The sequence below is a fragment of the Variovorax sp. OK212 genome (assembly GCF_900112425.1).
GTDB lineage: Bacteria > Pseudomonadota > Gammaproteobacteria > Burkholderiales > Burkholderiaceae_C > Variovorax.
The window spans coordinates 126,577-139,429 of the sequence record NZ_FOLP01000015.1 but is presented as its reverse complement, the minus strand read 5'-3'; the positions used below and the strand labels follow the sequence as shown (position 1 = coordinate 139,429).

General features: G+C 71.8%; 11 protein-coding genes. All 11 read right to left on the bottom strand.

Annotated features, from left to right (window positions below; all coding sequences use genetic code 11):
- Window positions 1–26: 26 nt before the first annotated feature.
- A complete protein-coding gene (locus BM004_RS30545; protein WP_177206650.1) occupies window positions 27–1,034 on the bottom strand; it encodes a FecR family protein in 1,008 nt (335 codons plus the stop codon).
- Window positions 1,035–1,042: 8 nt separating this feature from the next.
- The gene (locus BM004_RS30540; protein WP_093135982.1) at window positions 1,043–1,603 is read right to left on the bottom strand and encodes an RNA polymerase sigma factor; all 561 of its coding nucleotides are present in this window, start codon (window positions 1,601–1,603) and stop codon (window positions 1,043–1,045) included.
- A complete protein-coding gene (locus BM004_RS30535) occupies window positions 1,600–2,415 on the bottom strand; it encodes an STN domain-containing protein (RefSeq protein ID WP_143072565.1) in 816 nt (271 codons plus the stop codon). The genes BM004_RS30540 and BM004_RS30535 overlap by 4 nt, the downstream gene beginning before the upstream one ends.
- 219 nt (window positions 2,416–2,634) lie before the next feature.
- Window positions 2,635–3,939, bottom strand: coding sequence for a substrate-binding domain-containing protein (locus BM004_RS30530; RefSeq protein WP_093135978.1), 1,305 nt, complete (start codon window positions 3,937–3,939; stop codon window positions 2,635–2,637).
- 183 nt (window positions 3,940–4,122) lie between these two features.
- Entirely contained in the window at window positions 4,123–5,328 is a 1,206-nt protein-coding gene (gspF, locus tag BM004_RS30525; RefSeq protein ID WP_093218963.1) for a type II secretion system inner membrane protein GspF, read from the bottom strand.
- A gap of 21 nt (window positions 5,329–5,349) precedes the next feature.
- Entirely contained in the window at window positions 5,350–6,813 is a 1,464-nt protein-coding gene (gene gspE / locus BM004_RS30520; RefSeq protein WP_177206649.1) for a type II secretion system ATPase GspE, read from the bottom strand.
- Window positions 6,810–9,401, bottom strand: coding sequence for a type II secretion system secretin GspD (gspD, locus tag BM004_RS30515; RefSeq protein ID WP_093218961.1), 2,592 nt, complete (start codon window positions 9,399–9,401; stop codon window positions 6,810–6,812). Before gspD ends, gspE begins: the two co-directional genes overlap by 4 nt.
- A gap of 23 nt (window positions 9,402–9,424) precedes the next feature.
- Window positions 9,425–10,021, bottom strand: coding sequence for a type II secretion system protein GspM (gspM, locus tag BM004_RS30510; protein WP_177206648.1), 597 nt, complete (start codon window positions 10,019–10,021; stop codon window positions 9,425–9,427).
- Window positions 10,018–11,211: a type II secretion system protein GspL gene (gene gspL / locus BM004_RS30505; RefSeq protein WP_093218958.1), complete on the bottom strand. Its 1,194-nt coding sequence runs from the start codon at window positions 11,209–11,211 to the stop codon at window positions 10,018–10,020. Before gspL ends, gspM begins: the two co-directional genes overlap by 4 nt.
- Window positions 11,208–12,290, bottom strand: a complete 1,083-nt coding sequence (gene gspK / locus BM004_RS30500) for a type II secretion system minor pseudopilin GspK (RefSeq protein ID WP_143072564.1) — start codon at window positions 12,288–12,290, stop codon at window positions 11,208–11,210. The genes gspL and gspK overlap by 4 nt, the downstream gene beginning before the upstream one ends.
- Window positions 12,291–12,320: 30 nt before the next feature.
- Entirely contained in the window at window positions 12,321–12,770 is a 450-nt protein-coding gene (gspG, locus tag BM004_RS30495) for a type II secretion system major pseudopilin GspG (protein WP_093135966.1), read from the bottom strand.
- Window positions 12,771–12,853: the final 83 nt, after the last annotated feature.

The window sequence follows — 12,853 nt, the reverse complement described above, 5'->3', positions numbered from 1 at the left end:
CCAACCCGTAAATTATTCGAACGGCGTCAGCTCAGCACCACGATGCCGCCCGGCAGGCTGCGCAGCCGTGCGCCGTACAGCTCGCGAATCATCACGGGCGCGTTGTCGATGCTGCGCAGGTTCAGCTGCATCCGCACCAGCGTGCGGCCCAGCGTGTCGTTGCGCAGCAAGACCTTGCCGGGCCGGTAGCGGTTGATCTCGTCGATCACCTCCGACAGCGGCATGCGGTCGAACGACAGCACGCCCGTTCGCCACGTGCTCACGCTGGCCTCGTCCGCCCGCACCACCTCGCGCAGGCCTTGCTGGTCATAGGTCACCTGCCGCCCTGCTTCGAGCGAACGCTGTTCGCCGTTCGCCGACACCGTCACACGGCCGTCCAGGCAGGTCACGCAGACCTGCGCGCCGGTGTGGCGGATGTTGAAGCGCGCGGCACGGGCCAGCAGGCGGCCGCCGCCGGACTCGACGAGGAAGTCGCTCGCACCGTTCGCCGCGACCTCGGCCTCGCCCGTCACCAGCGCAATGCCGTGCGGGTTCGCGCCCGCGCCGATGCGGTTGATGAGCGTCTGCGTGTTCATGCGCACGCTGACGCCCTGCGCGAGCGCCAGCTGCCGCTGCTCCCCGGTGGCGGTGCGGTAGTCCGCCGTCAGCTCGCCGACCGAAGGCCACAGCCCCAGCGGCGGATCGACGGCGACCACGCCCGCAACCACCGAGGCCGCGACCGCACCGCCAAGAAAGGCCCGGCGCCCCGGGGAGTGCAAGGCCGCCGAGAGGCCCGACCAGGTACCGGACAAGGCGCGGAACCAGGGGAATGCGCGGGCGCGCGATGCCTGGCGCACGGCTTCCTCGGCGAGCAGCGGATCGAGGGCGGACCACGTCCGCATGACCTCGCGCCAGGCCTGCGCATGCGCCGTGCTGTGGGTCGCCCATTGGCGAAACGCATCCGCGTCGGCGCGGGTGGCCTGGCCCGAGTGCAGGCGCACCCACCAGGCTTGGGCCTGGCGTTGAAGCACGGACTCGGGTTTGGAGGAAGACATGACGCTCATCAGTATTTTCTGGCACCGGCGAAGTGGCCGCGCTGCGCGGCCTCCACGTCGGGCAAATGCTTCTTGCAGTATTCGAGCGCGGCGCGCAGCTCTTTCTCGACCGTGCTCAGCGACACCCCGAGCCGTTGCGCGATCTCGTCGTTGAGCTGGCCCTCGACGCGCGCGGCCACCAGGATCGCCCGGCGCCGCTCGGGCATGCGCCCGAGCACGAGGCTCAGCGCCTGCACATCGCTGCGCGCGCTGGCAATGCGCTCGGGGTCGCTCGCTTCGTCCACGATGTGCAGCAGGTCGTCGATCTCGCCGCGCACCAGCAGCACGTTGTCCTGCCGGTAGCGGTCGGTGGCGATGTTCGCGGCCATGCGCAGCAGGTAGGCGTCGGCGTTGTTCACCGTGCCGCCGTCGTTCGCCGTGGAACTCATCGCGGAAAGCCGCAGCCAGGTTTCCTGCATGGCATCGGCCGCGTCGTCGCGCGAGCCGACGATGCGCTCGAGCTTGCCGCGCAACTCGACATAGCGCGCGACCATGCGCGCGCGCAACGTGGACGACATGCCTTCGCTCATGGCATGCGCCCGTTCGCGTCGGCGCCCGCCCGCGCACAGTCGGACCATGCGCCCGGCCCTTCCGGCAGCAGCAGGACGACCATCGGCTGCGGCAGCGACGGCGGCGGCGGGCTGCCGACGGACAGGCCCCGCAACCGGATCTGTATGGCCGCGTCGCGGTCGGACACGCCGGTCGTGCTCAACAGGCGAAGGCGGTCCACCACGCCGCGCGTGTCCACGTGCAGCTGCAGCGCCAGGCGGTAGCTGCCCGGACGCGTCTGCGTCGAGGCGCACAAGGTGCCGTTCAAGGCCCGCTGGACCAGGGCGGCATAGGACTGATGCAAGACTTCCCCTTCTTTGAACCCCGACTCCTCCATGCCCTCGGCGTCGGGCGGCAGCGGCAACGAGGCCGTGCCGCCGGCCGTGCGCGATGCGCGGATCACCACCGATGTCGCGCTCGCATGGCGCGCCTCCAACCCCGTGCCGGCCAGCATGGCCTCCAGTGCCTCCATGGCACTGAACGTGCCGCGCACCGCTGCCGACAGCCGTTGTGCGTGAGCGCCGTCGATCAGGATGTCCAGCCCCGTCGCCTTGCTGTAGGCGGCGATGGCATCGCCCAGGCGCTGCGCGGCAATGTCGAATTCGATGCCCGCCGCGGACGTCGCCACCGCGACCGGCGCCGGCCGTTGCGCCAGCGCGGCGAACGGGATGGCACCGCCGCCAAGGCACCATGCCAGTGCCAGGACACCGACCGATGCCGTCTTCGCTCTCATACCGGGTGGGCGCACATGCTCCTGGGTTGCGGCGTTCGCCGCCCGGCAGGCGGGGTACATCGGCAAATCCGGCCCACGTTAGCTCTGGGCGGTGACGCTTGCATGACATCGGAAAACCGGCGGCGGCCGTCGCATTCCGGCCGTCGATCGCGTGCGCATGGGAAAGCCCCGAGGTCCGGAATGCGCCGGGGCGCAGCCAGTGGTCTCGGGGCTTTTCCACGACCGCCAGCACCTTGCTGTCGCGGTCGCGGTCGCGCAAGGACATGCGCCAGGACGCGATCAGTTGCTCACCGGACGGCCGATGCCGTTGCAGACGTTGGTGTTGCCGATGCCCAGGGCGGCGGTCGTGCTCAGGAACGTGGTCTGGATGGCGGACTTCCAGTTGGCGTTGGAGCCAGCGACGCCGGTGCCGTCAGGCAGCGCAACGAAGCCGTGCGAGGCGACGAGCGGGCTCGGCACATAAAGGCGGGCCAGGAAGTTGCGGACCTTGGTGGTGATCGCCGGGTCCTTGTAGCACTGGTTCACCAGCAGGTTGGTGGTGCCGAAGATCGGGTAGCTGGCACCGGTGCCGGAGACCGGCGGCTTCACATAGGCCGGAACCCAGGCGAGCGGGTCGGTCGACGCGCCGCCCAGGGGCAGCGTCTGGCTGGCAAGCGCCGTCTTGATCGAGGAGGCAACCGGCGCGAAGCCGTTCACCGTCGCGACGAGCGTGGCGTTGGTCGGGTTGAAAGCCACATCCGGGCTCAGGTAGCCGATGCGGCCGGCCGTGGTGAACGAGGTCGCCATGACGCCATTGCCGTCGACGAACGTCCAGATGGCGTCGGCGGCAGGGTCGGCCGGAGCGGTCGACAGGCGGGGCTGCGGCGTGCCGGCCGGCAGGGCGCCGGCAACCACGGTGCGGAAGTTGTTGGAGAAGACGAAGCCGCTGGTCGGGCAAGCGGCCATCAGGTAGCGGGCCAGCAGCTCGGTGGTGCCGCTGGTTTCGTTGCGGTAGACCACCTGGATCGGCGTGGTGTCGGTGGTGCCGAGCAGTTCACCCCAGGTGCGGCCGCCGCTGGTCTTCGAGAAGACCGCGCACATCTTGGCGTCCGGCAGGTTCAGGCTGGAGATGGCGCTGGTGGTGGAGCTCTTGTAGGGGATCAGCACAGCGGCGCCCACGGCCGGGATCTGGATCAGCGGGCCCCAGGCGGCGGCACCCGTCACCGGAACGCCGGGCGACGATTCGATGTGAGCGAGCTTGTAGGCGTCGCGTTCGGCGGCGGTCAGCACGGAGTCGCTGCCGGCGAAATGCACCGACTGGGTCGTCGCCCAGATCGGACGGGCTGCCAGGCTTTCATTGCGGAACTCGCTGCCCACGGTGGCTTGCGCGTTGTTCTGCAGGAAGGCCTTCTTGCCGGCGCCGCTGCCGGTGCCGGTGTAGGTGTAGTTCGTGGAGCCCACGCCGCTGGGCAGCAGGTCCTTGTACAGCGGTTCGGGCAGCGTCGCGCCACCGCCGACGGCGATCTGGGCGGAGGCGGCACCGGCGGCCATCAGGCACGCCATCATCATGGTCGACAGGGCGACCGTCTTGAAATTTGAACGCATGAAAACTCCTTGGAATGGACCAAAAGAAATCAGCTGCCAAGGACCGGCGCGGTGTGTGTTTTCGCCGGTCCCTTCGCTTCCCGTGTCGCCCCTCTGGCGACGCCTTTGATCTTCTTTTCCACAGGTGACAACAGGCGGAAACGAACTCGGGAACACGGAGAGAAATGCTCCCGAACAAAACGCTCAGCGCACCATCTGGTTGATCTCCATGATGGGCATCAGCACGGCCAGCACGATGGCCATCACCACACCGCCCATCGCAAGGATCATCAAGGGTTCCAGCAGCGTGGTGAGGCGCATCGCGCGGCGCTCGAGGTCACGCGAAAGGTTCAGTGCGGCACGCTCGAACATTGCCGCGAGCGCACCCGTCTTCTCGCCGCTGGCCACCAGGTGCACGAGGTTCGACGGAAAGATTCTTTGCGCCTTCAGCGCCGCCGCGAGCGGCGTGCCCTCCTTCACGCGGCCGGTGGCCTCGAGCACGCAGCGCTTGATCCATTCGTTCACCAGCGTCTGGCGCGCGGCCTCCAGCGCGCGCAGCAGCGGCACACCCGCGTCCATCAGGATCGCCAGCGTGGACGCGAAGCGCGCGGTGTCCACGCCGAGCGCGAAGCGCCCCGCCAGCGGCAGGCGCAGCACCAGCGCATGCCAGCGCAGCTTGCGGCCCGCGTCGCGCAGCGATGCGCGCGCCAGCGTCCCCGCGCCGGCGACCAGGCCCGCGGTGAGCCAGCCCCATTCGCGCACGAAGGCGCTCGCGGCCAGCATCGCGCGCGTGATGGCCGGCAGCTCCTGGCGCGCCTGCGCGAACGCGCCCACCACCTGCGGCACCACGTAGCCCAGCAGGAACACCACGATGCACAGCGACACGAAGCCCACGATGGCCGGATAGATGAAGGCGGTGAGCACCTTGCCGCGCAGGTTGTCGCGGTTCTCCAGGTAGTCGGCCAGCCGCTCCATCACGCGGGCGAGATCGCCCGAATCTTCACCCGCGCTCACCAGCGCGCGGTAGATCTGCGGAAAGTCGCGCGGGCGTTCGCCCAATGCATCGGCCAGCCGCATGCCCGCGCGCACGCTGTCGCACACCGCGCTCAGCGCATCGGCCACGTGCTTGCGCTCGGCCTGCTCGATGGTGGCGACCAGCGCGGCCTCCAGCGTGAGCCGCGCGCCCAGCAGGCTCGCAAGTTCGCGCGTGGCCCAGCACAGGTCGGCCGCGCCCAGGCGCGGGTTCAGCCAGGCCAGCGCGCCGCCGTCGCCGGCCTGTTCTCGCACCTCCAGCGGCACCAGGCCGCGCTCGCGCAACTGCGCGCGCACCGAACGCGCGGACTCGCCTTCGGCGGTGCCGCGTTGCAGTTCGCCGCCGGTCGTCGCGGCCTCGTATGCGAAGCGTGGCATCTGGAAGCGCTCCGGTCGGGCTCAGGCGTCGCGCGTCACGCGCAGGATTTCTTCGGCCGTGGTCACGCCTTCGCGCACCCAGCGCTGGCCGTCCTCGCGCATGGAGCGCATGCCGCGCCTGGCGGCCGCGGCGCGCATGGCCTGCTCGTCGCCGCCCTCGTGGATGAGCCGGCGCACATCGTCGTGCACCACGAACAGCTCGTGGATGCCGGTGCGCCCCTTGAAGCCCGAATGGCCGCAGGCCGCGCAGCCCACGGCCACGTAGGTCACGCCGCCCTCGGGCGTCTCGCGCGGCGCCTTGCAGGCCGGGCACAGGCAGCGCACCAGCCGCTGCGCCAGCACGCCCAGCAGCGACGACGACAGCAGGAAGGGCTCGATGCCCATGTCGGTCATGCGCGTGACGGCCGACACCGCGTCGTTGGTGTGCAGCGAGGCCAGCACGCCGTGGCCGGTGAGCGAGGATTGCACCGCGATCTGCGCGGTCTCCAGGTCGCGGATCTCGCCGATCATGATGTTGTCGGGGTCCTGCCGCAGCGCCGCGCGCAGGGCCGCGCCGAAGGTCATGCCGATCTTGCCGTGCACCGGGATCTGGCCGATGCCGGGCAGGTCGTACTCCACCGGGTCTTCCACCGTGAGGATGTTGCTGGTGCTCATGTCGAGCTGGCTCAATGCGGCGTACAGCGTGGTGGTCTTGCCGCTGCCCGTGGGGCCGGTGACCAGCACGATGCCGTGCGGCTGGCGCACCAGGCGCGTGAGTTCGGCCAGCGTGTCGCTGGCCATGCCCAGGCGCTCGAGCCGCAGGCGGCCCGCGTCTTTCTCCAGCAGGCGCAGCACCGCGCGCTCGCCGTGCGCGGTCGGCACGGTGGACACGCGCACGTCGATCGGCCGGCCGCCCACGCGCAAGGTGATGCGCCCGTCCTGCGGCAGGCGCTTTTCCGCGATGTCGAGCTGCGACATGATCTTGATGCGCGAGATCAGCGCCGCATGCAGCGCGCGGCGCGGCGCCACCACGTCGCGCAGCGTGCCGTCCACGCGGTAGCGCACCACCGAATGCGTCTCGAAGGACTCGAGGTGGATGTCGCTCGCGCCGTCGCGCGCGGCCTGCGCCAGCAGCGCGTTGATCATGCGGATGACGGGCGCGTCGTCCTGCGCGTCGAGCAGGTCGGTGACGGCGGGCATGTCCTGCATCAGGCGGTCGAGGTCGACCTGCTGCTCCACCGCGCCGACCACCGAGGCCGCGTCGCCCGTCTCGGCATAGCTGGCGCCGAGCAGCGCGTCCATCTCCTGCGACGAGACCTGCTTCAGCGGCAGCGCGCCCAGCCGCAGGCGCGCCTCGGCAATGGCCCAGCCCGGCGTGCGTTCGCACACGACGAGGCACGGCACTTCACCCTCATTTCCTTCATTGCCTTCGCTGCGCAACACAACGCGGTGCGTGCGCGCCCAGGCGTGCGGCAGCGCGGCGGCGTACGGTGCCACGCCGTTCACGGCGTCACCACCAGCTCGGGCCGGTAGCCGAGTTCGCGCAGCACCGCGATGGCGTTGTCCACCGCCTGCGGGTCGCGCGGAATGTCCGCGCGCACCAGGTTGCCCTCGCCGCCCGGCCCGCCGACGATGTACGCGCCGATGCCGCTGATGCGCACCCGCTTCACGATGCGCACCGCGTCCTGCTCGGCCTGCACGTCGGCGATCTGCACCACCGAGACCTTGTCGTTCATGCCGTCATACAGCGCGGCGGGGTCGGAGTCGACCGTCACGCCCTTGGGCAGCTGCGAGCGCAGCACCGGCGGCGGCGGTGCGGCCGGCATCGGCGCTTGCCGCACTTCGCTGGCCGACGCGGTGGGCGGCGGCGCCTGCTCGCGCGTGCGCTCCCAGTTCTGCGCTCGCAGGTCCACTTCCGCCGCGCCGCCCTGCCGGCCGGCAACGGAGGCGGTCGGCACATCGGCTGGCGGCAACGCAGGCGCGCCCGTGTCGGGCAGCAGGCCATGCGGCACCGGCCGCGCGCGGCCCTGCTGCATGCGCATGAAGTTGTAGCGGTCCAGCGTGAGGCCGCGCCCCGCGTTGGCGTCGCGGATCACGTAGGGCCGCAGGAACACCATCAGGTTGGTCTTCACGCGCTGGCGCTTGTCGTAGCGAAACAGGTTGCCCACCACCGGCAGCGACCCCAGGCCCGGCACGGCCTCGGTGCCGTTGGCCACGCTGTCTTCCATCAGGCCGCCGAGCACCATGATCTGCCCGTCGTCCACCAGGATGCTGGTGTCCAGCGCGCGCTTGTTGGTCACGATGCCGGCCGCGCCCGAGGTCTGCTCGTCGATGCTCGACACCTCCTGGTAGATGTCGAGCTTGACCGTGCCGCCCTCGGAGATCTGCGGGCGGATGTTGAGCTTCAGCCCGATGTCCTCGCGCTGGATGGTCTGGAACGGGTTGGTGCTGCTGTTGCCGTTGGTGACGTACTGGCCGCTCACGAAGGGCACGGTCTTGCCCACCATGATCGAGGCGGCCTCGTTGTCCAGCGTGAGGATGTTGGGCGTCGACAGGATGTTGGCGCCGTCTTTCGCCTGCAGCGCGCGCGCCAGCAGCTTGAGGTTGAGGATCTCGCCCACGCCCGGCAGGTTGACCGTGCCGTCGACGATGCCGATGTTCAGCCCGCGCGGCATCGCCTCGAGGGTGTTGCGCGCGTTCGCATTGAGCGAGGCGGCGCCGAAGTTGGTGCCGCCGCGCACGCCGCGCCCGTTGCCGCCGCCGGCCATCCACTGGATGCCCAGCTCCGATGCGTCGCGCTCGGTCACCTCGACGATCAGGCTCTCCACCAGCACCTGCGCGCGCCGCTGGTCGAGCGTGTCGATCACGCGGCGCAGGCTGCGGTACATGGGCTCGGGCGCCGCGATGATCAGCGTGTTGGTGGTGGCGTCGGCCTGCACCGTCACGCCGCCGGCCGAGAAGGCCGCGGCGTTGCCCGTGCCGCCCGCCGATGCGCCGTTGCCGCCCGCGCGCAACGCACCGCCGCGCAGGCTGCTGCCCGAGCTGGCGCCGCCGCTGGTGCTGGTCGTCGCGCCGGTGCCGCCGGCGCCGCCGTTCGCACCACCGCCTGCGTTCGTGCCCCCTGCACCGCCTGCGCCGCCGAGCATCCCGCCCGCACCCAGCGCCGCACGCACCGAGCTGCCGCCCGCGCCCGAAGCGTCCGGCGACTCGCCCGTCAGCAGCCCGCGCAGCACGCCCGCCAGATGCACCGCCTGCGCATTGCGCAGGTACACCACGTGCAGGTTGCCGGGGTCGCTCTGCGCGTTCTCCAGCTTGGCCACCAGCTCGCGCGCGAGCGCGGTGCGCCCCGGGCTGCTGGAGCGGATCACGATGCTGTTGGAGCGCGGATCGGCCAGCACCACGATGTCGCGGCGGCCCTTGTCGCCCGTGCCCTCGAGCAGCTCGTTGGCCAGCCCGGCGATGTCCACGGCCACGCCGTTGCGCAGCTTGACGACTTCCGCGTCGAGCGAGGTCGGCGTGTCGATGCTCTCGACGATGCGCGCCAGCCGCTCGAGGTTGTCGACGTAGTCGGTCACCACCAGCGTGTTGTTGGCCGGGTAGGCGGCGATGCTGTTCTCGGCCGCGATCAGCGGCTTGAGCACCGGCACCATCGCCTCGGCGTTCTCGTAGTTCAGGCGGAAGGTGCGCGTGGCCAGGCCCCCGCCGGCGCTGCGCGCGTTGACCGCGCCGCCCTGCTGCCGCGCGTCGGCCACGGGCACCACGCGGCTCACCTCGCCCACGTCGACGATCGCGAAGCCGCGCATGCGCAGCGCCGTCGCGAGCATGCCGTAGGCCGTGGCGGCGGACACCTCGCCTTCGGAGACCAGCGTGACCTGGCCCTTCACGCGCGGGTCGAACAGGAAATTGCGGCCCAGGAAGCGGGCCAGCGCGGAGACCACCGAGGTGATGTCGGCATCGACGAAGTTGAGCACCACCCGCTCGTCCCTGCCGCTGCGGGCGGCCTGTGCAGGCGTGGCGGGCGTTGCAGGTGCAGCGGCCGCCAGCCCCGTCAGCCCCGTCAGCGCGACGCTGCACGCCAGGGTCCATCGGCGCATCGCTGCGCCCTGTCGATCTCGTCTCACGGGCCATCCTTGTAGAGAGGGGTGGACTGCAGGTCCACGACGCCGCGCACGCGGCCTGGCGCTTGCGCGCCGCTTGTTTCGGGGGCGTCCGCGCGGTCGATCGCGATGCCCGTCACCTCGAGGTCGGCGCGCGCGGCAACGTCCAGCAGCCACGGAAAGACCCGCGTGGCCGGCACCGGCTCGCTGAACTCGATGCGCCACGCCTTCGCGGGCGGCGGCTTGCCCGCGCCCGGCGGCGCGTCGGCCACCAGCGTGTCGATGCGGTAGAGGCCTTGCAGCCCCGCGCGGTCCAGGCCCGCCTGCGGCGCTTCGCTGGCACTGGCAGTCGCGGGCGCCCGCGCGGCGGGCACGTCCGACAGCAGCCGGTCGAGTTCGGCCGACTGCGCGCGCAACCGGGGCAGCTCGCGCTGCCAGCGCGTCACGCTGTCCAGTGCCGGCCTCGCGAACACCAGCCACGACAGCAGCAAGGCCATGGCGACGACGGCGGCGCCCACGGCCAGCCGGTCGCGCGCGGGCAGCGCCTGCCAACGCGCGGTGGCGTCGTGCAGACCCTTCCACCGCTTGCGCACGAAGTGAAGGCGGCCGGCGCTCACGGCGTGCCCTTCACGTCGTCGGCCTTGCGGACCTTCGCGGCGTCCACGGCATCTGCGGCATTCACGGCCGCGATGCTCACGCGCAGGCCCTGCGCATCGGCCTGCACGGCAAGGCCTTGCTCGGCCGCCCGTGCCTGCAGCGCGCGCCGCTCGTCGGCCGCCGGTGCGCCGCCGTCGCGCCAGCGAATGTGCAGTTCACCGGCCGTGTAGCGCAGCCCCTGCACCTGGCCAGCCGGCACCTGCACCTGCACCTGTGCCTGCGCCTGCGCCTGCGCGAGGAGGTTCGCGCCGGCCCGCAGCAGCCCCGCGGCGGCGGGCACGGCACCGGCCGCGAGCGCCTCTTTCTGCTGCTTCGCCTGCCGCACCGGATCGACGACCACCGGCACCTCGGGAAAGGCCGCCTTCACGCGCGCCGCCATCTGCCGCTTCAGCGCCTGGCCCTGCGTGGCGAGTTGCTTCGCATGGAGATTCAGTCCGGCGAGCCCCACGGCCATGGCCAGCGCGCCCCAGCCGAGCAGCGCGCCGACCGGCACGGTGCTGTGTGCACCGGAGAGCACACCTCCCGCTTCGCTCGTGGGCAGCGACCAGCTCCAGCCTTCGCCGCACCAGCGCTCGGCGGCACCGTCTTCGATCAACCGCAGCGCCGCGGGCGGCGCTGCGCCCTCGGGCAGCCATTGAACGAAGCCATGGTCCTTGCCGGTGCGGACCACGAGCCATTGGTCGATGCGGCACGCCGCCGCGCCTTCGGGCACACACGGCAGGAAGGCGGCGGGCAGGTGCAGCGCGCGCACCGGCAGGCCGTGCGCGCGCAGCAGCGCCTGCCAGCCGCTCACCGCGTCGCGCGCGGCCCACGCGGCGGGCACGGTGCCGTCTTCGGCACGCGGCCCGAAGGCGGTCACGAGCCGGTCCAGCGGCTGCAGCGCGCACGGCTCGATGGCGCCCTGCACGGCCGCGCGCAGGCGCCGCCCCGCCAGCGGCGGCAGCGTGAACGCGGCCATGGGCACGTCGCCCGGATGCAGGCAGGCCTCCAGCCGCTTCGCGCGAAACTTGCGCGCCACGTCGCCCAGCGCCAGCATGCCGCCGTCGCCCCATGTGCCGTCGGGCAGGCGCCAGCCGCAGCGCAGCGCGACGTGCGCGTCCGCACGGCCGGGCCAGGGCGGCAGCTGCAGCCGCAGCAGGCCGGCCTTCAAACCCCCTCCCGCAGCCACACCACGCGCGGCAGCGAGCCCTTGTCGTCATGCAGCAAGGCGCGTTGCACGAAGCGCGTGCGCGCGGTGTCCAGCACGCTCGACACGCGAAACCAGTTGCTGGTGACGCCCATGCGCACTTCGGCGGTGTCCAGGCCCGGCATGCGCAGGCGGTTGGCGAAGTCGCCGCGGTTGACGAACCACTGGCCGCGGTCGCGCGCCGCGAGCAAGGCGCGGGCGTTGTCCAGCGACAGCCCTGCCACGCCGGAGGCGACGACCTCGGCGCTCGCCGTGTTCGCATTGATCCAGGTGCGCTCGGGCAGCACGGTCACGAAGGGGGCGAGCCGCGCGAGCTGGGCGGCATCGACACCGGGCACGGCCAGCAGGTCTTCGAGCGCGCGCAGCCGCGGCGCCTGCGCGGTGCGCGGCAGTTCGGCGGGCAGGCCCATGCTTTCGGCGAGCCTGGCGGCGCGTTCGCGCACCGTGCCGGGCAGCGCGTCGGTGGCCACGACGGGCGCGGCGGGCGCGGTAGGTGCGCTGGCCTCGCTTTGCGCATCGCCCAGGCTCAGCACCACGCGCCGCACGACCGCGCGCGCCGCCGGCTGCGGCACGCCGGCCAGCGCGCACAGCCGCATGAACACCTCGACCTCGGCCGGGTCGAGGTAGCCGCGGTCCGCCAGGTTGCGCAGGTTGAACCTGGCCTGCTCGTCCGCGATCTCGCTGACCAGCCGCCCGCCTTCCACCGCGACCTGCCCGCTGGCCGCGCGCGTGAACGGCTGGTGCCAGGCGCCGTCCAGCCGCGTGGTGGGCTCGCGCACGGCCTCGGCGCGCAGCGTGCGCTGCGCCTGGCCGAGTTCGCCGCGCAGCAGCCAGCGCGCCTGCGCGCGCGCCTGGTCGCCCTGCGTGGTCCGGATGAAGGCCGACTGCCGGCCCAGCAGGCTGGCCGCGAGGATGGCGATCACCGCGACGATGAGCAGCGCGCTCACCACCGCCATGCCCTGCTGGCGCGCGCACGCATGCACGTGCCCGTGCCCGTGCGCATGCGCGTGCCCGTGCGCATGCCCGTGCACAAGCGCTGGCACCCCCCTGGCCGGTGTGGTGTGCACGCTCCGCTACCAGGATCCGACGTCGGCATTGGCCTGCTCGCCGCCGGGCTCGCCGTCGGCGCCCAGCGAGAACACGTCGATCTCGCCGTGCGTGCCGGGGTTCAGGTACTGGTAGGCGTTGCCCCAGGGGTCCGAAGGCAGGCGTTCCAGGTAGGTGCGCCAGTTGGCGGGAACCTTGCCCGCCGTAGGCTTGGCCACCAGCGACTGCAGGCCTTGCGTCGAGCTCGGGTAGGCGCCGTTGTCCAGCCGGTAGAGCTTCAGCGCCTGCATGATCGCGGCCACGTCCTGGCGCGCCGCGGTGGCGCGCGCCTGGTCGGGCCGGTCCATCAGGCTGGGCACGATGAGCGCCGCCAGCACGCCGATGATGACCAGCACCACCATCAGCTCGATGAGGGTGAAGCCGCGCGGGCGCACGGGGTGCCGGCGTGCGCGGCAACGGGCTGAACGTGCGGCCATTTCTCCACTCCCCAGAACAGAAGACACAAAGGACATCGAAGGCGGGTCAGTCCGGCGATCGTGGCAGCGGCGCGTGTCAGTCC

What these genes read in the sequence shown, in the direction of transcription:
- BM004_RS30540 (WP_093135982.1), bottom strand. Translation starts at nt 1,603, where the DNA reads ATGAGCGAAGGCATGTCGTCCACGTTGCGCGCGCGCATGGTCGCGCGC.
- BM004_RS30535 (WP_143072565.1), bottom strand. Translation starts at nt 2,415, where the DNA reads ATGTACCCCGCCTGCCGGGCGGCGAACGCCGCAACCCAGGAGCATGTG.
- BM004_RS30545 (WP_177206650.1), bottom strand. Translation starts at nt 1,034, where the DNA reads ATGTCTTCCTCCAAACCCGAGTCCGTGCTTCAACGCCAGGCCCAAGCC.
- gspF (WP_093218963.1), bottom strand. Translation starts at nt 5,328, where the DNA reads ATGCCACGCTTCGCATACGAGGCCGCGACGACCGGCGGCGAACTGCAA.
- BM004_RS30530 (WP_093135978.1), bottom strand. Translation starts at nt 3,939, where the DNA reads ATGCGTTCAAATTTCAAGACGGTCGCCCTGTCGACCATGATGATGGCG.
- gspG (WP_093135966.1), bottom strand. Translation starts at nt 12,770, where the DNA reads ATGGCCGCACGTTCAGCCCGTTGCCGCGCACGCCGGCACCCCGTGCGC.
- gspD (WP_093218961.1), bottom strand. Translation starts at nt 9,401, where the DNA reads ATGCGCCGATGGACCCTGGCGTGCAGCGTCGCGCTGACGGGGCTGACG.